Raw genomic sequence first — 17,983 nt, 5'->3', positions numbered from 1 at the left:
TACGCCCGGCCCGGTGCCCGCATGGGCACTGCGGCCCTTCCGCACACCGTTGCATCGCCGCTGCGGCGGCCCCGCCCCATAGGATTTCCGATGACTGCATCTCCGTACTGGATCGCCCACAAGGGCCAGCCCCTGCAGGGCAGCCTGACCATCCCCGGCGACAAGTCCGTCTCGCACCGTTCGGTGATGTTCGCCGCGCTGGCCGATGGCGTGTCGCGCATCGATGGCTTCCTGGAAGGCGAAGACACCCGCGCCACCGCCGCGATCTTTTCGCAGATGGGCGTGCGCATCGACACCCCGTCGCCGTCGCAGCGCATCGTGCACGGCGTGGGGGTGGATGGCCTGCAGGCGCCGAGCGCACCGCTGGATTGCGGCAACGCCGGCACCGGCATGCGTCTGCTGGCCGGGCTGCTGGCCGCGCAGCCGTTCGATTCGGTGATGGTCGGCGATGAATCGCTGTCGCGCCGTCCGATGCGCCGCGTGACCGGCCCGCTGGGCGAGATGGGCGCGAAGATCGAGACCGAGGCCGATGGCACGCCGCCACTGCGCGTGCAGGGCGGGCAGACGCTGCGCGGCATCGCGTTCGCCTCGCCGGTCGCCAGTGCGCAGGTCAAATCCGCCGTGCTGCTGGCCGGGCTGTATGCCGAGGGCGAAACCTCGGTCATCGAGCCGCACCCGACCCGCGACTACAGCGAGCGCATGCTGCGCGCGTTCGGCGTGGATATCGACTTCTCGCCTGGCAAGGCCCGCCTGCGCGGTGGCCAGCGCCTGCGCCCGACCGATATCGTGGTGCCGGCCGATTTCTCCTCGGCGGCGTTCTTCCTCGTGGCCGCCAGCGTCATCCCGGGCTCCGAACTGCGCCTGCGCGCGGTCGGCCTCAACCCGCGCCGCACCGGTCTGCTGGCCGCGCTGCGACTGATGGGCGCGGACATCACCGAAGAGAACCATGCCGAGCAGGGTGGGGAAGCGGTGGCCGATCTGGTGGTGCGTTACGCGCCCCTGCACGGCGCCGAGATTCCCGAAGCGCTGGTGCCGGACATGATCGATGAGTTCCCGGCGTTGTTCGTCGCCGCGGCCGCCGCGCAGGGCAACACCGTGGTGCGTGGCGCGGCCGAGCTGCGGGTCAAGGAATCGGACCGCCTGGCCGCGATGGCGACCGGCCTGCGCACGCTGGGCGTGCAGGTGGACGAGACCGAGGACGGCGCGACGATCCATGGCGGCGCGGCGCTGGGCAGCGGCACCATCGAAAGCCATGGCGATCACCGCATCGCGATGGCCTTCGCCATTGCCGGCCAGCTCAGCACGGGCGAGGTGCGGGTCAATGACATCGCCAACGTAGCAACCTCGTTCCCGGATTTCGATGGTCTGGCGACCGGCGCAGGTTTCGGGCTTCGCGCCGGCTGAGATAATGCCGGGTTCTGCCGCTGCTGCGTCCAGATGTCGGGTATGCGTGGTTGCCGGGCAGCGCGCGGCACTACCTTGACCTGGCGTCGTCGCAGTACTTCACGGAACAAAAAAGGGAGGCCATTGGCCTCCCTTTTCGTTTCCGCCTCAGTGCATCAGGTTAGCGCTCGGTGCGGAAATCCACGGGCACGCGAACCACGCTGGCGACGGCGCGGCCGTTATGCATGGCCGGCTCGAACTTCCAATCGCGCACGGTGGTCAGCACCGCACGGTCCAGATCGCGATCACGCGTACCGCTGCGCTGCACGATGTTGGCGTCGGTCACCTGGCCGCGGGTATCCACGTTGAGGCTGGCCACAACACTGCCCTGCACGCCGCTGCGCAGCGCCGTACGCGGATAGGCCGGCTTGGCATTGCTCGCCAGCGGGCGGGCCTCACGATTGCGCACGGCCGGGGTCGCCTTGCGCTGCTCGGTAGCCGGAGCCGCTTGGCGCGCCGCCGGGGCCGGCGTCGTCGCCACCGGTGCGGTCTCGGTGGCGGGCAGCATGCGCTGGCCGACCGGCGCGTCGTTGGTATCGCCCGGGGTGGCATATCGCAGCCACACCAGCGCAGCGGCGAACATCGCCACGATCAACGCCACCCATAACCAGGGTGACGTACGGCGATTGTGGGGCTCATCGATCACGTCGCGCTGGTGCTGCGGCGAGCGGGGCATGTCCGGGGCATGGGTAACACTCATGGCTGACTCCTGGTGTCGATGTGACACCCGCAGTCTTGCGCGTACCCGGTTGTGGATGTGTCAGCGCACCGTCAACGCGACGACTGCATTGCCATCAAGGTTCAGTTTGCTGAGCCGTTGCAAAATCACCGCGTGATGCGGTGATGAATCACTGCGGCGTGAAGTCGAACGGTACTTCCAGGCTGCCAGGCACCGGCACACCATTGCTCTGCGCCGGCTGGAAGCGCCAGCGGCGCACTGCATCGGACGCGGCACGATCAAGGTCGCGTGAACCGCTGCGCTGGATCAAGGTCACGGCCGAGGGATAGCCGGTGGCATCCACATCCACGCGGACCACGACCGTGCCGCGATCCCCCCGGCGCAGTGCGGCGGGCGGGTAGCTGGGCGGCGGCGACTGGTCGGCAATCGGCTGCGGGCGGTCGCTCGGTGCCATCGCCACAGGCGCAGCGGGCGCGGCAGGTGCGGCGGGCGCAGCCGGCGGCGGCGGCGGCGGGGCGGTCTCCACCAGCTGCGGCTTTTCTTCATTGGCCGGCGGCGCCTTGGCGTCGGGCATGTCGCTGGAGCCGGCCGCAGCGGCCAGTGGCTCGGGCAGGGGCTCGACTTCGGCCACCTGGGCAGGGGTCTGCGCGGCGGGGTCGGCCTTGTAGAAGCCGTCCTTGCGGCTGCTCAGCCACACCACCAGGAACAGCAGCACGCCCGCACCAAAGGCGATCGCGGCGATCTTGAGGCTGCGGCGGGGCAGCTGGAAAGTGATGTTCTTGCCAGAAGTCGAGCGGGAAGCAGACATGGGGCATACCGTATGGATCACCGCGATTCTGCCACGCCGGGGATGAACCGGCGGCAGAAAAACGCATAACAGGCGATAATCCCCCTCCGAATCCGTAGACCCCTCTGCCGCCATGCTCGATCCAGCCCTGCTCCGCCAACAGCCCGCCGACCTTGCCGAACGCCTGCGCTCCTCGCGCGGTTTCGAGCTGGATGTCTCCGGGCTGGAGTCGCTGGAAGCCGATCGCAAGCGGATCCAGGTGCGTACTCAAGAGCTGCAGAGCCTGCGCAACAGCCGTTCCAAGGCCATCGGCCAGGCCAAGGCCAAGGGCGAAGACGTCTCGGCGATCATGGCCGAGGTGGCCGCGTTCGCCGATGAACTGAAAGCCTCGGAACTGGCCCTGGATGTGCTGCGCGAGAAGATCGAAGCGATCGCGCTGGGCATCCCGAACCTGCCGGCCGAGGATGTGCCGGCGGGCAAGGATGAATCGGAGAATGTCGAGCAGAAGCGCTGGGGCACCCCGCGCGCGTTCGATTTCCCGGTGCTTGATCATGTCGAGCTGGGCGCCCGCAACCGCTGGCTGGATGGCGAGACCGCGGCCAAGCTGTCCGGCTCGCGCTTCACCGTGCTGCGTGGCCCGATCGCGCGCCTGCACCGCGCCCTGGCGCAGTTCATGCTCGACCTGCATACCGGTGAGCACGGCTATGAAGAGACCAACGTCCCGACCCTGGTCAATGCCGAGTCGCTGCGTGGGACCAGCCAGCTGCCGAAGTTCGAGGACGACCTGTTCAAGACCGCCGTGGGCGAGTCCACCCGCTACCTGATCCCGACCTCGGAAGTGCCGCTGACCAACATCGTGCGCGATGAAATCATCGACGCCGAGCAGCTGCCGCTGCGCATGACCGCCCATTCGCTGTGCTTCCGCGCCGAAGCCGGCAGCGGCGGCCGCGACGTGCGCGGCATGATCCGCCAGCACCAGTTCGAGAAGGTGGAACTGGTCGCCGCCTGCACCCCGGCGCAGAGCGATGAAGAGCACCAGCGCATGACCCGCTGTGCCGAAGTCGTGCTGGAAAAGCTGGGCCTGCCCTACCGCAAGGTGCTGCTGTGCACCGGCGACATGGGCTTTGCCGCCATCAAGACCTACGACCTGGAAGTGTGGCTGCCCTCGCAGGACACTTACCGCGAAATCTCTTCGTGCTCCAACTGTGGTGATTTCCAGGCGCGCCGCATGCAGGCCCGCTGGCGCAACCCGGAAACCAGCAAGCCCGAACTGCTGCACACGCTCAACGGTTCGGGCGTGGCGGTCGGCCGCGCGATGATCGCGGTGATGGAGAACTACCAGAACGCCGACGGCAGCATCACCGTGCCGGACGTGCTCAAGCCCTACATGGGCGGGCTGGATGTCATCGGCTGATCCGGTGCTGTGACGCGTGTAAAAAACCCGCCGGAAGGCGGGTTTTTTGTTGGTGTTTCGGTAGAGCCACCCCATGGGTGGCTTCCGTACCGGTCATGCATCACCTGCAGCCACCCATGGGGTGGCTCTACCCGTCCGTCATCGGCGCCAACACGCCCAACGGCACCCAGCCGGACGTGGTGCCGCCAACCAGCTCGCACCACACCCAGCTGTTGAGCTCGCGCTCACCGCGCACGTGCTGACCCACATCCACGTCCAGTTCGCGCGCGCAGTAAGCCTCGGCCGCCATCGCATCGCCCTGCGCGTTGCGGCCGATCACCTGCGCCGGTACCCAGCCGGCGGCCTGGCCCGGCGTCTGGCACAGATACCAGTTGTCCCAGCCTTCGGGCCCCTGGTAGCGCTCGCCGACCTGCAGCGGATCGCCGGGCTGCAGGGTGATCGGGTGGGGGAACTCGCTGCGGTGGGTCTGGATGACGCGGTAATCCATGCGGAATCAGCCATGTGTAAAGAGCCTTCAGCTTAGCGGCCATTGCCGCGCCGCTGCAGCGTTGATTGCGTCAGCGATGCGGCTTCCAGTGAGGAAGAGAGGCAGGTCAGAAAACGCCGCGATGAAATGTAGGAGAGGTTGGTAGCCGAGTGGGCGGCACTCGGCGTGGAAGGCCGCAGAGACGGCAGGCACGGGGCTTCGCGGATGAGCATCCGGTGGGCGACCCATACGGCCCGCACGTGGTGGTGTGATCGATGCCCATTTCCTGCAGCACACAGCGGACAGGCTGGGCACCGACATCTACTTCCACAGGACGCACGGTGACTACAGCGGCTGCACCCCTCCCATCCTCCAATCCCGCCGGCATCGCCGCATGGCTGATGCTGGGCATCGCCTGGCTGTGCTTCCTGATCCCGTTTCCGGGGCTCGGGCTCATCCTCGGCTGGCCGCTCAATCTGGTGGCCTTCATCCTGGCGGTCGTGGCGATGGCCAAGGGCGGCGCCGGCAAAGGCATCGCCCAGCTCCTGCTGTCCCTCGTCGCCTCCCCACTGGTCTACCTCGTGGGCGTCGTGGTGTTCGCCGGCACCGTCAGCGCGATCGGTCAGCCGGCCCTCGATGCCCAGGCCAACGCGGACAAGGGCCGCCAGCAGGACATCACCATCGCGCCTGTCGTGCCTGTCGAAATCACGGCGCGCCAGCTCCATCGGGACTACGAGGCCAATGAGGTCGCCGCCGACGTCCTCTACAAAGGCAAGCGGCTGCTGATCACCGGCGAAGTTGCCAGCATCCAGACGGATCTGATGGATAAGCCGCAGGTGCAGCTGAAGGCCGGAAGCGTCGACCAGGTGATGATCTCCGGCCTCTCCAGGGAAGAGGCCGGCGCGCTCGGCAAAGGCGACACTGTGCTCGCGGCCTGCACGGGCAACGGCATGATCCTGGGATCACCGATGACACGCGACTGCGAACTGCAGTAAGGCCGAACCGCGTCCAAAAAAGATGGCCCCGGGAGGGGCCATCTCTGCCACACCCACACCGTCACGACGAGGGGGAGGGAACGGTGTGGGTCCTGCGCGGCTCAGGCTGCGGCGAGTTCTTCCGGCTGCGGCAGCGCGGCCAGGGCCTGGGCAATCGCATCGGTGCGGTGCTGCGGCGAGTAGGCGATGCCCTCGGCCCGCACGAACTCAACGTTGTCGATGCCGAAGAAGGCGAAGACCTGGCGCAGATAGGGGTCCTGGAAGTCGGTCGGGGCGCCGGTGTGCAGGCCGCCGCGGCTGCTGGCCACGATCACGCGCTTGCCGCCGGCCAGGCCCACCGGGCCATTCTCGGTGTACTTGAAGGTGCGCCCAGCCACGGCCAGGCGGTCGATCCACGCCTTGAGGGTGGAGGCGACGCTGAAGTTGTACATTGGGGAGCCGATGACCACCACGTCGGCGGCCAGGAACTGCGCCAGCACCTGCTCGGCGTCAGCCACTTCGGCCGGATCGGACTGGGCCAGGGACGAGCTGCGCAGGTGCGGGACCGGCTGGGCATCGAGGTCGCGGTAGCTCACTTCCAGACCCGGCACCTGGTCGCGCCACTGCTGGACCACGGCGGCGGAGAGCTGGCGGGAAACCGAGTTGTCGCCAAGCACGCTGGCGTCGATGTGAAGAAGCTTCATGGCAATCACCTGTTATCTGGGGAGGGGCGGGGCAAGGCGCCGCCGACGGAGATCAGGTTAGGTTGTTGCCTGTTTGGAATAAAGGTGGTTGAATACCACGTATTGTTCTATATCTGGAACTTCGGTATGCAAGACCTCAACGACCTCTACTACTTCGCCATGGTGGTGGATCATGGTGGCTTCGCCGCAGCAGAACGCGCGCTGGGCATCCCCAAATCCCGCCTGAGCCGCCGTATCAGCCAGCTGGAAACCGACCTGGGCGTCCGCCTGCTGCAGCGCTCCACGCGCCGCTTCGCGGTGACCGACGTCGGCACCAGCGTGCATCGCCACGCGCAGACCATGCTCGCCGAGGCTCAAGCCGCGCGTGAGGTGGTGGATCGCCTCAGCGCCGAGCCGCGCGGTCTGGTGCGCGCCAGCGTGCCGGTCTCGCTCGCGCAGATGCAGCTGCCCAAGCTGCTGCCGATCTTCCTGGCGCAGTACCCCAAGGTGCGGCTGCAGCTGAACATCAGCAACCGCCGCGTGGACATCATCAACGAAGGCTACGACGTCGCCCTGCGCGTGCGCTCGCGCCTGGATGACGATGGCAGCCTGGTGATGCGCAGCTTTGGCCAGGTGCAGGAACTGCTGGTGGCCAGCCCCAAGTACCTGGATCGCGCCGGCCGCCCGAAAGACCCGGACGAACTGACCAACCACGTCACCCTGAGCATCAGCGAAGACGAAGCCCGTCAGCGCTGGGAACTGCACGGCCCGGAAGGCGCGGTCCGCCGCGTGGACCTGCAGCCGCGCGTGGCGGGTTTCGATTTCCCGCTGCTGCAGAGCATGGTCAAGGACGGTTTTGGCATCACCATGCTGCCGGAAACCGTCTGCGCCGACGCCGTGCGCAACGGCGAACTGGAAGTGGTACTGCCGGACTGGTCGCTGCCGCAGGGTATCTGCCATGCCGTCTTCGCCTCCCGTCGCGGCCTGCTGCCGGCGGTGCGCGTGTTCATCGACTTCCTGGCCGAACACCTGCCGCCGCAGCTGGAGGCCTCGCGCCTGGATTGCGGTGGCGCGTGCGAGCGGGCCAAGGAGAAGATCAAGGCGAGTGCGCTGGGTGCCTTGGCGGTGGATGCGGGCTGAGCCCGACAGCCGGCGGGTGGGCAAATCCCACCTGAAATGCGAGAATGCGACCCCCGGCCCAAGCCGGGGAGCCATGCCGGACGGGGCGATCCCGAACCGGTTGCCCGGGTTGCAATGACCGGGGCACGCGGGGCGCGGAAGCGCTGCCGATACGGAGAGATGGCCGAGCGGTTTAAGGCACCGGTCTTGAAAACCGGCGAAGGGTCATTCCTTCCGTGGGTTCGAATCCCACTCTCTCCGCCAGATCATCGCAAGTAATTGATTTATATGATTATTTGCATGATTTGATTGATTGTTAAATGGGACACAAGTCGGGACACATCTCCCGCATGCGCATCCCTCACAATCTCGTTCGAGCTGCCTCTGGCCACTACTCTTTCCGTCAGCGTGTTCCGGGTGATCTACATGCAGTTGTAGGTCTCAGGCTCATCAAACGCGCTCTAAACACTGCCGACACTAGCTGCGCTCGTATGCGCGCAACCGTTCTCGCGTCAAGCTATGCTCAGGCCTATGACTTGCTGCGAGAAAGAAGTGTGGAGAAGTTCGGTAAAAAGGATCTGGAAGATCTTGTTGAGCGGCTGAGCAAAGGTGCAGGTCGAAATGATCTCACTCTGCATCGGACTCAAGCCGCTGATGGCACGATCACAGAGCGGTGGCAGATGGATAGCGAGGAAGACGTAAAGCTCTTCCGTCAGGCGCAAGCCCAGGCGAATGCTGCGGAAGTCGCAGCAATCGGCGTCCTTGATCCCACTCCCGTTCGGCGGACACACGCTTCTCGACCCCAAGTCACCGAAACCATTAGCCTCGAGAAGGCTCGCGATGCGTGGCTTGCAAGCATCAAACCGCGCACGCTACCCAAGACCTACACGATCAAGCTTGCAGCGGTGGAATCGTTGGTTTCATTCCTCGGGCCGAAGTCCAAGCTCCACACTGTGTCCCGACCTGACCTGGCGCGCTGGTATCAGCACCTTCGCGACAACGGTGCATCCACGCCCACGCTCACGAACAAGCAAAGCTATGTAGGCGGAAAGGGCGGCTTCTTCGATTGGTCAATTGCGTCAGGCTTCTACCCGAATGGCGATAACCCTGCCACAGGGCATGTTAGCTATTCGCTCCGCGAGAAGCGGGCGCGCAGGAAGCTTGGTTTTAAAGCATATGACCATGAGCAGATCCAGACGATCTTCTCACCCAGCAACTTTGAAAAGCTCTCACAAAACGCCAAATGGGCCTCGCTGATCGGGCTTTACACTGGTGCTCGTGCTTCTGAGGTGGGCCAGTTGCTGGTGACAGACGTCTTCAATGAAGGGAAATTGGCTTGTATCCGAATTTCGGATGAGGGTGAAAATCAGAAGGTGAAGACCGAGGTCAGTCTTCGCACTGTGCCTCTGCATCCAGCTTTGATTGAACTAGGCCTTCTTGTTTGGGTTGAGCACCGACGAGCGGCAGGACATAAGCGCCTGTTCCCCCAAGCCAAAGGCACTGCTCTCAACGGGCAAGGAAATTGGATCACCAAGGCATTCAGCCGGCACTTGTCTGTCATTGGCAAAGACTGGCCGAAGGCTAAGCGTGGCTTCCATTCGTTGAGAAAAACCTTCATTCAAGAGTTGCAAGGACTTGGTGTGTCTTCTGAACTTCGCGCTCAAATTGTGGGTCACGAGCTCGATGATGAGCACCATGCGACCTACAGTAGGGACTTCACTGCCGCCGAAAAGCTCAATGGTATGGGTAAGCACTCGCCCGGCCTTGCGGCGCTGAATTACAAGTTGAGGCTTGGTCCAAACTCAATGGATTGAGCTATAAGATCAGTTCAGAACGTTGCCAGCTTTATGCTGGTTCGATATGATCCGGATGCATCCCGAATTCCTTTGATCAACCTAAGAGTGCAAACGAATGGCAATGACTTACGCAGAAATTCAGAAGAAAGAGAAAGAACTTCGTGAGGCTCTGCAAAAGCTTGAGCAGGACAAGGAGAAGTTGCTCGCTGCCGAGGCAACGAAGCACTTTGAAGACATCCACGGCAAGATGTCTGAGTTCTTCCAGCACTTCACTGCCGAACAAAAGGCTGAATTGAAGTCGTTCTTCCCGTCTGACAAGGTTCGCGGAGCGAAGAAGGGCGGTAAGCAGTCTCAGGAAAAGGGCAGTGTGCAGCCGAAGTATGAGCTGCCGACCGGTGAAAAATGGAGCGGTCGTGGCCGCACCCCGATTGCCTTCCAGGAGTGGAAGAAAGCCAACCCGGATCACGAATATCCGGCATACCCGCACAAGTCCTGATGTCTCATTGAACCTAGGAAAGCCGGCAGCAATGTCGGCTTTTTTATATGCCGAGAATGACAAACGAGAAGGCTGAGGAAGAAGGCTTCAAGAACGCCTTGGAGTCGATCTTTGCAGATCAGGATAAGCGCGATGAGTTATTAGAAAGCCAGGACTATGCATCAGTGCGCAAGAAGCTTCATGAGATGAGTGGTGATGCTCTATTCACGCTATCAATGACGTCGTTCTTCCTTGGAATCACCAGTAGTGCTTTGCGAGAAGCCCGAAAGAAATATGATGATCCTTTCTTCCTGTCCAAAAGCCACACAGCTCGCAAAGATCAGATATTGCGATGGTGGGCAACGGTCTTAAAGAAAAAGAGCGGGGTAGAAGAGGAAATCGAAGGCAGCGCTGGACTCGATCTTCGTCCCAGCCCAAACCTCTTTATCGTCTTCAAAGACAAGATTACCGGCAGGCCGGTTGTTCTTTGCAATAGCCTGATCACCTCTGTCTCAGACGAGCTCTTGTCAGATACCTTACGGACTGGATGTCGTATCGTCGCCCTTACGCCTGAAAAGGCAATTGAGAAGCCCTGGGCGATGCATGAAGAAAAGGCTGCTTACATAGAGGCCTACCGGAAACATCTTGAAACCAAGCACCGGGAGAAGCTTCTATGGCTGGATCGAGAGCAGGCGCAAAGCAAAGCGATTGCTGATCGGGCTGAGCTTGATGCTTCAACGCCGAGAAGCTAGTTGCACCTACCCAAGTTCTTCTGGTTGACACTAGGTGTGACGGAATTATAAATAAATAAATTATTGCCAATTCTGGATTCTCTGTTTTGCTGGTTCTAACTCAGCAAGCCGGGAGATCCAGTGCGGTATAAGCGAGATCAGAAATACCATGCAAGAGAGCGGCATCTATACGCTCTCAAGTTTAAAAGTGGGGCAGTCTACATCGGCCAGACGGTTGATATGGAACGCAGGCGCAAGGAGCACGAGTCAATCGCTGGTGGTTGGCCTCGCGCTTTCGAGTTCCAGCACCTATCGACGATTCAGGGCACACAGCTTGAAGCTGAGGATCACGAGAGAGCCTGGCGCTATGTCGCAGCCTCACAAGGGCATCAAATCTTTGCCAAGCCACCTGGCATAGTCGTGGATTGCAGACGTCAGCAGACGCCTAACAGCTTAAAGCTCGCGAAGACCCTGCCATGGCCTGCTGCAACAAAGGGCTTCTGGTCAGTGGTGATAGACACTCTCTCACAGCTGCTCGGTCGCTAGACCCCGCTGTTACACAAGCAGAGGGTAAGGCGTTATCCTCGCCTGATGCTAACCGTCCTCCACCCCGAGATTTACCACCAGGTCTTGAGCTTCCCCATTGGCATGATGGCAGCTCCTGATCCTGATGGCGGTAGTCCCTTCTTGATCGTCAAAGCGACGAAGGAAGTCCTTCTAGCCGCGAAGCTTAGTGGCTTTTTCAAGGTGTATGTGTGCCCTGCGGACCTTGGCGGACGAGAGACGCTAGCTTTGGTCTTCGCGTTCTTCGACGACGAAGACGAACCATTTATCATTCGCACACCTCTGGTCGATGACGTCGAGAGTCGCCAGCTGTTGGCGGCGTTGACGAGTCCTTCCGTCAACGTCCATTTCTTCGATGAGCATGGACGAGAGTTCTTGGTCTACGAAGCCGAGATTGATGTCCCAGACGTCGCCAAGAAGCACCTGGATGGGTTGAAGCTGCTTGGGTCGGACTTCGTCGAGGCTCAGAACATGCTGCATGGAGTCGGCGACTGGTTCGGCCTTCGAACCCCCCAGGACGATGAAGAGGCGCTGACAGTCAAGCTGGTCCACAACTCGTTTGGGGAGAGCCTCGCGATACAAGATGCTCGGTATCCGCTCCATCAACACCATGGGGCTAAGGGATACAGCATCTCGATGTTGGAGCGGGAAGAGCCTGGGAACTTTCAGGAAGAAGACATCATCAAGTGCTTGGCGATGTGCTTTCCCCAAAGCCTGATCAACCACGGACCACTACGAACAACTGATAAGGAAGAGATTTGTGACGTCTTGGTGGTGACAGATGATCGAGTGCTCATCATCCAAGCCAAAGACAGTCCGAACGTTGAGCGCATCGCAAAGCAGAAGCTCAGTCGGAAGCAAACCAATGCGATGACCGCTTTCAAGAAAGCTGTGGCACAGGTTCGGGGTGCACAAAGTTACATCAAAGCAGGGAACGGAACGCTTCGATACATCCTCAACGGCGAAGAGAAGTCAATCGATATCAGTCAGAAGCAGCTCTTTGCGATCACGATCATCAAAGAAGTCTTTGAGCGAGAGAGCGAAGAATACGCGAAGATCCTCAATGTGCTGATGGTGGAGCGCAGCATCCCTTGCTACGTGATCTCTTATGGCATGTTCTTTGAGCTCTGCTATCGAGTCCATGACGCTGACAAGTTCTTTCAGTTTTCAGAAGAAATGGTTGAAAGCATCAAGAATCTTCAAGACCTCCCTGTGATCAACTTCCACTCCTAGTCCACTTTAGAGGCTATCCTTAATCTTCTGGGAAGTTTTTTCAGTTCTTTTGAACTTACAACTGGTGGGGGTGGGCTGTGGCAGACTGGCTTGGCGAAGCATTGGAGACGGCGAGAGACCCGTTCGCCCTGATCGTTAAAGGACCCCGCGTCCTTGCAGAATGGATGGATCAAAGGCGCGAGAAGCGATACCAAGAGTTCATCGATGCGGCACGCGTAGGAGATGTTTTTCCTGAGAATGCGGAAGCCATGACTGCTGAGGATTTGGTAGCAATCATGCGATCCCTCGAACAGGACATGGAAGCAGAAAAATCTGTTCTTTATGGTCGTCTTGCACGAACTATTGCGCTTGGGCGAATAGTGTTGTCAGAGCGGCGGCATTTCATCAAAGTCCTACGCGAGTTGAGCTTTCACCAAGTCGAGCAGCTCAGAAGCGCACATGTGTCCACGCTCTTCAATCTCCATCCGGATTCTGGTAGCGGAAGGATGGTGCCAAAGGACTTCCTTGCATCACTTGTTGAGCATGACAAGCTGCAAATCGAGCAGTTGGGCCTGTGGGCTAAAGACAGTCTGTCGCCCACAGGGAAGCGCTTGGTTGAAGCTTGTTACTTGAAGGATGAACTCACGGCCCAGGCCATCGGTGCTCGTGAGTGGGTAGATGGGATGCTCGACATCATCTGCAACGAAATCGGCGAAGGAGAATGCTCTCGATTTATTGATGAGGTGACGATGGTTGGGCACGGGCGCTTGGTCAAGGTTAGAAATCAGGCCGCTTTCCGATCCAACAACACGATTTCTTCGTTGTTTCCGGCATCGATGGCCGTGCTTCTATATTTTGATCCTTCCAAGCTTACGAGCCAGTGGAAATTTGTTGAGGAGCGCATTAGGCCTGGGACAGAGGTGGTCACCGCATCTTTTGATGACGGTTCATCTCGCGAACCTACGCTTTCAAGCTATCGCCACTTCAACCTGGCAAGCGGTATTCCCATCGTGGCATCCGAGATCATTGACCATTTTCTTGCCGCTAAGTCGGGCGAGCGGTGATCAATGGAGCATCTATGGAACTGGATTCATCACAGAAGACTCCCATTCCTTAGAAAGCTCTACTAGCGCTTCGTGTGCCGTGAGAAGGTCGTCGTGAGCCTTCTTCAAGTGGGGAATGATCTCCTTGAGTTTGATGGGATCCTGAGTCCCAATTCCCCATGAAAAGGAACCATCAGCATGCTTGGTCCACTCAGTGTGCTCCGTCAGCCCAATGACGAGCTGGCGAGGCGCGCCGTGCTGAAAGCTGTTCCGGAAGTGTCCGCTTGCCTCGTTGAGTTCCTGGGCCTCAAGGAGGGTCAGCTTCTCTGCTAATTCCGGCCACGCTTTCCAATTCTCAGCCACGGACTTTGCAACCTTCATGGTCACATGGGTGCTGCCGTCCCAGCCCAGGGGCTCATCAATGAGAGCGTTGATGAGTGCGCCACACTCGACCGTGGCGTAGATCATTTGCCCTCGGATTGCCTGCGTTGCCGAGATAGCGAGATTGGCAAGCGGCTCAATGTGCTCAATCGCAAGCGAAAATACTTGCTCGTGTTCCAGTCCTTCGATCACCAGATCCCATGCTTCAAGCTTGCGTATCATCTGACCAAAGCCGTTGATCTGGTTTGCAATCTCTCTCATTGCTCTCGACAGGGCATTGTCGAGCACCATCGCTGTCCCTGGGATGCTTTTAGCGTTTTCAAAGGGACGGTGATAGCGTGCATGCTTAAACTTCGGCATGTGATGTTTGATGCCCAGGAACATCTTGTATCTGGCAACTTGAAAGCTGTCATCCCCTTTTAGCTGAGAGTCAATGTCATTCAGCACTAGGTTGCGAATACGGAAGCGTTCCATGTCATCCATCGTGAGCACCTTATGCTATTGGGGTGGGGCCTATCGGACCCGTTGCCGTCATCGGGAATCTGTGATCGAGGCAGACATCGACCGTTCTCAGGTTGATCTTATCTCACGCGAATGAGCTGCTTCCAATCCGTCGTGTAAGCCGGCGAGAGCATGTCCCTCTTGACTGACCAAGCGGGCTTTTCAAGCGTCTTGCCCTTGGGTCTCCATGCCGTGGAAGCAAAGCCCATGGAGCCCCGGCCGAACTTCTGGTTGGTCCGGTCCATCACTTCCATAATGGCCTTGCTGCGCTGGTCGATCCCTGCAAACAGATCCCCCTGCTGGACATCCGTGTGGCTCAGATCAAGCAAGCTGACACCTGCTTTCTTGTAGCCGTAACCCTGACGGAACATGGCCTTGGTCAGCCCCTGGGCGACCATCAAAATTTCCCTCGTGTCCGCAGAGGGCATCAGCAACCGGAACGACTTTGATGGATTGTATTGCGGCAAATGTTGCTTGAAAGGGTTCGTCTGGATGAACACCCAGACACCCGCTGCTTGCAGCTGCCTTGAACGAAGCTTCTCGCAAGCCCGTTGGGCAAAGGTGGCAATGGCTTGCACCAGCTCGGTTTGTGACGTGATGTCTTTGCCAAACGTGCGAGACACCATAATTTCTTTGCGTTGCGGCTCGTGTTCTTCGAGTTCTGCACACGAGATGCCCTGCAATTCACGCTGCGTGCGTGCCAGCACAACACCATATCGAGAACGCAGAGTGTCTACGTCAGTGGCAGCGAGATCACCAGCCGTCAGGATGCCATCCGCTCCCAATCTTGCAGTGAGCTTCCTTCCCACACCCCAAACATCCTCGACAGGGTAAGTGAGCAGGGCAGGGTCGTCAGGCATCGTCGTAACGACGCCTTCAATGATGGACTTGGCCCTCTTGTTGCTGAGCTTCGCGAGCGTCTTCGTCGGACCAATGCCAACGCATGAAGGAATGCCGGTCCACTTCAAAATCCGAGCACGGGCTTCTGCTGCGAGACGCTCGTGATCCTTTGAGGGGATGCCTGCCAGGTCAATGAAGTTTTCATCGATGCTGTATTGCTCGATGGCAGGAAAGAGGTCTCTTAAGATCGACGCAATCCTGGTGCTGATGTCACCGTAGAGCGCGAAATTTGCAGACCGAAAAGTGATCTGCCGGCGCACGTCTGGTGGGATCTGGTGTATTGGCGCACCCATCGGCACACCGAGCTTTTTGCTCAGTGCATCTCTTGCAATGACACAGCCATCCCCGCTACTTGCAACGCACACAGGCTTTCCGCGAAGCCTCGGATCGAAACTTGCTTCAACAGAGCAGTAGAAGTTGTTCCCGTCTTGAAGAGCGATCATGCTCACAGCCTGATCTCGCTCACATCGTGCCATCGCGTGATCTCAGCCGACAGCTCATCCCACTTCGCGTGAAGAACTGCGGGGTCGCCGCTGAAAAGTGGTTGCTCGATGTGCTCAAACTGATCGAACTGGGGCCTTGGAAGGACCGAGCCAATGCCGTCATAGCAAAGGGCGCTACCTAGGATCTCTGCCGTTTGCGCAAGGTCCCTGAATGCATTTTTTGCATCCGTAAGCTGCCAGCTTTCCAACTGCCTTCCTGCCCGACTTGCTTCCGTAGCCGCATGAGCCACGTCGATGTGCGTGTGTGTAACCACACCTTCGAGCCTTGCCATACGCTGTTCCAGCGCAACAAAGAAGTCTTCTCGAATCACATCATCAGCCGTTCTGTTTTGCTCGGTCGTTCCGCTCAGCGTGTCGAACTCGAGATGCCTACGGATCGATAGTTCTTCATCGAACCTCCGCCCGGAGACGATTGTGCCAGCGGGATGAGCGCGAACGAACTCTTCGAACCGTGCACGAGTGGCTACGTAGTCATAGTTGAGGCCGGCAATCTCTTCTACAAAAACCCGTCTAGTGATGAGCTCACGAGCCGCCTTCGCATCAGCGATGAGGCCTCCAATCGAGCAGACGCCCCGTGCACCCCCAATGGGATGTTTGTCAGCCAGTTTACGGACGCCCAGGAACGCGCTGTGCCAAAAACCGTTGGCAAGCATGCTGACCATGACTCCGTTTAGCTGCTTGCCTTGAGGGCCATCTGGAGCTTGGTCGATGGCTTCCACTAGGCAGGTGAACACGGCAAGGTCCCAAGCCATTCCGGATAGCTGCTTGCAGATGCTGTTCTCGTCGGTTTGGAAGATGCTCTTCCACTGCTCAATACGCTCGCGCATCATCGCCTCAGCTGCTTTTTAAAAGACCAAGTCACCACACCCCAGACATCCAGTTCAATGTCTGGGGGCACCAGGATAGGAGGGTAGTCCGGGTGTCCCGAGTGGAGCGCCAGACGATTCCGGCTCATGGCAAGCCGCTTGACCATGAACCCCCCTTCCCACAGCACCAGGACAATGTCCCCGTGCCTCGGCTCTAGGCTGCGGTCAACGACCAACGTGTCGCCTTCGTCGATTCCCAGCCCGGTCATGCTGTCCCCCTCAGCGGTGGCAAAGAACGTGGCCACTGGATTGCTGATGCAGTGCTGATTGAGACATAGCGTGTCCTCAGCCCCGAAGAAGTCCTCCGCAGGGCTTGGGAAGCCACAGCTAACGCGCATCCTGAGCACGGGAAGCGTATGGGTAGGTGCAGTGGGGCTGAAAGCGCCCAGGAGGCTTTGAGGGGGGTTGGGGTGCATAGTTGGAGAGTCCGAGAAAGCTGAATCACGGGCTGAGACTGACAGGCCTCAGCATGCTGCTACGGCGCTAGCTTAGAACTGAGTTAGTGAAATTACTAACAAACTCCATAAGTCATTGATGAAGAAGGACCGGCCCGATGCCTGCGAACCTGAATACGCTGGAAGCTCAACTCAACGCGCTTGAAACCGACCTTCCCTTGCTGATCCAGGCCCACTCCAGCTCTGGCGACTTCTGGGCAGTCTTCGCAGGCCTGGCAGACGTCATTGAAGACAACGCGGGAGCTCGCTCACCAGGAGTTGGTCGCTCAACGCGTCAGTGCCATGCTTACCAAGCACGGCATAGCCTGCGAAGATGAGCCAGGTGCAGCGACCTAAGGAAGAGGGGCGGACGTATGGACATGGAAGAATCGAAGACTGTGGTGGTCTATCGCCTGATCACTTCTAGACTCGTGGATACACGGCAGTCCTACGCGATTAGCAAAGCACTCAATCTTGCATTGGGCGAAGACAGTCCCAGACGACTGACCGAACGGCTCAGCGGTTTCGAGGACGTTACGCTGCCCATCCTTTGGTCATGCCAGCTCGCTACGTTCGTGGGATTGGTGGCGGTGCTGGAAGACAGCAAGGGAAGTGCTTCGATCCCCGAGCTCGCTCGCTTGATCCGAGCAGATGGCACAGAAGTCCCGACAGAGCTGGAAGCAGAAGCTGCGAAGATCTGCGACAAATATCGTGTCTTTCGCAACAAGCTCTTCTCTCATAATTCGACCCAGCGCGAGCAGCATCGAGAGCTCTTTGATGAAGCTAAAATCAGCTGGGAGCAGCTTGATGCCGACTTCGACGCGGTGACGCGGATCCTTTTTCAAATTGCAGACAAGAGCCAAGAGCTTTCGCTCGATCTCGCGCCGCTCATGGCGTTCAATCATGTCGAAGCGACTGAGACTTGCATGAGAAAAATTCTGTCAGAACTCGGAGCATAAAAAGGCGTTTCTCGAGAGGGCTATGGCTAACCCCGTGAGCTTACGTGCAAAAC

The 17,983-nt window shown here is 59.6% G+C and carries 18 protein-coding genes and 1 tRNA gene; 11 read left to right on the top strand and 8 right to left on the bottom strand.

Annotated features, from left to right (window positions below; all coding sequences use genetic code 11):
- Window positions 1-90: 90 nt before the first annotated feature.
- A complete protein-coding gene (gene aroA, locus OC373_RS01990) occupies window positions 91-1,404 on the top strand; it encodes a 3-phosphoshikimate 1-carboxyvinyltransferase (RefSeq protein WP_070425431.1) in 1,314 nt (437 codons plus the stop codon).
- A 160-nt stretch (window positions 1,405-1,564) separates the two neighbouring features.
- On the opposite strand, the gene OC373_RS01985 is transcribed toward aroA, so the two are convergent.
- Both OC373_RS01985 and OC373_RS01980 read right to left on the bottom strand, forming a co-directional pair.
- Window positions 1,565-2,143, bottom strand: a complete 579-nt coding sequence (locus tag OC373_RS01985; protein ID WP_070470455.1) for an energy transducer TonB — start codon at window positions 2,141-2,143, stop codon at window positions 1,565-1,567.
- A gap of 148 nt (window positions 2,144-2,291) precedes the next feature.
- A complete protein-coding gene (locus OC373_RS01980) occupies window positions 2,292-2,930 on the bottom strand; it encodes an energy transducer TonB (protein ID WP_261996943.1) in 639 nt (212 codons plus the stop codon).
- Between the two features lie 112 nt (window positions 2,931-3,042).
- Here OC373_RS01980 and serS point away from each other — a divergent pair, with 112 nt between their 5' ends.
- The gene (serS, locus tag OC373_RS01975) at window positions 3,043-4,323 is read left to right on the top strand and encodes a serine--tRNA ligase (RefSeq protein WP_046273366.1); all 1,281 of its coding nucleotides are present in this window, start codon (window positions 3,043-3,045) and stop codon (window positions 4,321-4,323) included.
- Window positions 4,324-4,450: 127 nt separating this feature from the next.
- Here the strand turns inward: serS and OC373_RS01970 are convergent, their stop codons facing one another.
- Window positions 4,451-4,810 carry an SH3 domain-containing protein gene (locus OC373_RS01970; protein ID WP_070470452.1) on the bottom strand — a complete coding sequence of 120 codons (360 nt, stop codon included), beginning with the start codon at window positions 4,808-4,810 and terminating at the stop codon, window positions 4,451-4,453.
- 380 nt (window positions 4,811-5,190) lie between these two features.
- On the opposite strand from OC373_RS01970, the gene OC373_RS01965 reads away from it, so the two are divergent.
- Window positions 5,191-5,784: a hypothetical protein gene (locus OC373_RS01965; protein ID WP_172838027.1), complete on the top strand. Its 594-nt coding sequence runs from the start codon at window positions 5,191-5,193 to the stop codon at window positions 5,782-5,784.
- A 101-nt stretch (window positions 5,785-5,885) separates the two neighbouring features.
- Here the strand turns inward: OC373_RS01965 and OC373_RS01960 are convergent, their stop codons facing one another.
- On the bottom strand, window positions 5,886-6,467 hold the full coding sequence (locus OC373_RS01960) for an NAD(P)H-dependent oxidoreductase (protein WP_070425427.1): 582 nt from the start codon (window positions 6,465-6,467) through the stop codon (window positions 5,886-5,888).
- A gap of 126 nt (window positions 6,468-6,593) precedes the next feature.
- Here OC373_RS01960 and OC373_RS01955 point away from each other — a divergent pair, with 126 nt between their 5' ends.
- From OC373_RS01955 to OC373_RS01925, 7 genes are all read left to right on the top strand, one after another.
- Complete coding sequence (locus OC373_RS01955) at window positions 6,594-7,586, top strand: LysR substrate-binding domain-containing protein (RefSeq protein ID WP_019184298.1); 993 nt, start codon at window positions 6,594-6,596, stop codon at window positions 7,584-7,586.
- 153 nt (window positions 7,587-7,739) lie between these two features.
- Window positions 7,740-7,829, top strand: a tRNA-Ser gene (locus OC373_RS01950).
- Between the two features lie 86 nt (window positions 7,830-7,915).
- The gene (locus OC373_RS01945; RefSeq protein WP_261996942.1) at window positions 7,916-9,379 is read left to right on the top strand and encodes a site-specific integrase; all 1,464 of its coding nucleotides are present in this window, start codon (window positions 7,916-7,918) and stop codon (window positions 9,377-9,379) included.
- Between the two features lie 103 nt (window positions 9,380-9,482).
- The gene (locus OC373_RS01940) at window positions 9,483-9,857 is read left to right on the top strand and encodes an H-NS histone family protein (protein WP_261996941.1); all 375 of its coding nucleotides are present in this window, start codon (window positions 9,483-9,485) and stop codon (window positions 9,855-9,857) included.
- A gap of 56 nt (window positions 9,858-9,913) precedes the next feature.
- Window positions 9,914-10,588: a hypothetical protein gene (locus OC373_RS01935; RefSeq protein ID WP_261996940.1), complete on the top strand. Its 675-nt coding sequence runs from the start codon at window positions 9,914-9,916 to the stop codon at window positions 10,586-10,588.
- Window positions 10,589-11,197: 609 nt separating this feature from the next.
- Window positions 11,198-12,364: a hypothetical protein gene (locus OC373_RS01930; protein ID WP_261996939.1), complete on the top strand. Its 1,167-nt coding sequence runs from the start codon at window positions 11,198-11,200 to the stop codon at window positions 12,362-12,364.
- A 77-nt stretch (window positions 12,365-12,441) separates the two neighbouring features.
- A complete protein-coding gene (locus OC373_RS01925; protein ID WP_261996938.1) occupies window positions 12,442-13,407 on the top strand; it encodes a hypothetical protein in 966 nt (321 codons plus the stop codon).
- 12 nt (window positions 13,408-13,419) lie between these two features.
- Here OC373_RS01925 and OC373_RS01920 read toward each other — a convergent pair whose 3' ends face one another.
- From OC373_RS01920 to umuD, 4 genes are all read right to left on the bottom strand, one after another.
- Entirely contained in the window at window positions 13,420-14,250 is an 831-nt protein-coding gene (locus tag OC373_RS01920) for a hypothetical protein (protein ID WP_261996937.1), read from the bottom strand.
- A gap of 98 nt (window positions 14,251-14,348) precedes the next feature.
- Window positions 14,349-15,611: a Y-family DNA polymerase gene (locus OC373_RS01915; RefSeq protein WP_261996936.1), complete on the bottom strand. Its 1,263-nt coding sequence runs from the start codon at window positions 15,609-15,611 to the stop codon at window positions 14,349-14,351.
- A gap of 2 nt (window positions 15,612-15,613) precedes the next feature.
- Complete coding sequence (locus tag OC373_RS01910) at window positions 15,614-16,498, bottom strand: hypothetical protein (RefSeq protein WP_261996935.1); 885 nt, start codon at window positions 16,496-16,498, stop codon at window positions 15,614-15,616.
- Complete coding sequence (gene umuD / locus OC373_RS01905; protein ID WP_261996934.1) at window positions 16,498-16,875, bottom strand: translesion error-prone DNA polymerase V autoproteolytic subunit; 378 nt, start codon at window positions 16,873-16,875, stop codon at window positions 16,498-16,500. Before umuD ends, OC373_RS01910 begins: the two co-directional genes overlap by 1 nt.
- Window positions 16,876-17,351: 476 nt before the next feature.
- Here umuD and OC373_RS01900 point away from each other — a divergent pair, with 476 nt between their 5' ends.
- Window positions 17,352-17,930 carry a hypothetical protein gene (locus OC373_RS01900; RefSeq protein WP_261996933.1) on the top strand — a complete coding sequence of 193 codons (579 nt, stop codon included), beginning with the start codon at window positions 17,352-17,354 and terminating at the stop codon, window positions 17,928-17,930.
- Window positions 17,931-17,983: the final 53 nt, after the last annotated feature.

This window comes from Stenotrophomonas sp. Ste96, from assembly GCF_024519495.1.
Lineage (GTDB): Bacteria > Pseudomonadota > Gammaproteobacteria > Xanthomonadales > Xanthomonadaceae > Stenotrophomonas > Stenotrophomonas bentonitica_A.
The sequence above is the reverse complement of the archived record's forward strand: the minus strand, read 5'-3'. Positions and strand labels throughout refer to the sequence as shown.

Excerpts from the sequence above, each read along its gene's own strand:
- aroA (WP_070425431.1), top strand. The coding sequence starts at position 91 with ATGACTGCATCTCCGTACTGGATCGCCCACAAGGGCCAGCCCCTGCAG.
- OC373_RS01985 (WP_070470455.1), bottom strand. The coding sequence starts at position 2,143 with ATGAGTGTTACCCATGCCCCGGACATGCCCCGCTCGCCGCAGCACCAG.
- OC373_RS01980 (WP_261996943.1), bottom strand. The coding sequence starts at position 2,930 with ATGTCTGCTTCCCGCTCGACTTCTGGCAAGAACATCACTTTCCAGCTG.
- serS (WP_046273366.1), top strand. The coding sequence starts at position 3,043 with ATGCTCGATCCAGCCCTGCTCCGCCAACAGCCCGCCGACCTTGCCGAA.
- OC373_RS01970 (WP_070470452.1), bottom strand. The coding sequence starts at position 4,810 with ATGGATTACCGCGTCATCCAGACCCACCGCAGCGAGTTCCCCCACCCG.
- OC373_RS01965 (WP_172838027.1), top strand. The coding sequence starts at position 5,191 with ATGCTGGGCATCGCCTGGCTGTGCTTCCTGATCCCGTTTCCGGGGCTC.
- OC373_RS01960 (WP_070425427.1), bottom strand. The coding sequence starts at position 6,467 with ATGAAGCTTCTTCACATCGACGCCAGCGTGCTTGGCGACAACTCGGTT.
- OC373_RS01955 (WP_019184298.1), top strand. The coding sequence starts at position 6,594 with ATGCAAGACCTCAACGACCTCTACTACTTCGCCATGGTGGTGGATCAT.
- OC373_RS01945 (WP_261996942.1), top strand. The coding sequence starts at position 7,916 with ATGCGCATCCCTCACAATCTCGTTCGAGCTGCCTCTGGCCACTACTCT.
- OC373_RS01940 (WP_261996941.1), top strand. The coding sequence starts at position 9,483 with ATGACTTACGCAGAAATTCAGAAGAAAGAGAAAGAACTTCGTGAGGCT.
- OC373_RS01935 (WP_261996940.1), top strand. The coding sequence starts at position 9,914 with ATGACAAACGAGAAGGCTGAGGAAGAAGGCTTCAAGAACGCCTTGGAG.
- OC373_RS01920 (WP_261996937.1), bottom strand. The coding sequence starts at position 14,250 with ATGGATGACATGGAACGCTTCCGTATTCGCAACCTAGTGCTGAATGAC.
- OC373_RS01915 (WP_261996936.1), bottom strand. The coding sequence starts at position 15,611 with ATGATCGCTCTTCAAGACGGGAACAACTTCTACTGCTCTGTTGAAGCA.
- OC373_RS01910 (WP_261996935.1), bottom strand. The coding sequence starts at position 16,498 with ATGCGCGAGCGTATTGAGCAGTGGAAGAGCATCTTCCAAACCGACGAG.
- umuD (WP_261996934.1), bottom strand. The coding sequence starts at position 16,875 with ATGCGCGTTAGCTGTGGCTTCCCAAGCCCTGCGGAGGACTTCTTCGGG.
- OC373_RS01900 (WP_261996933.1), top strand. The coding sequence starts at position 17,352 with ATGGAAGAATCGAAGACTGTGGTGGTCTATCGCCTGATCACTTCTAGA.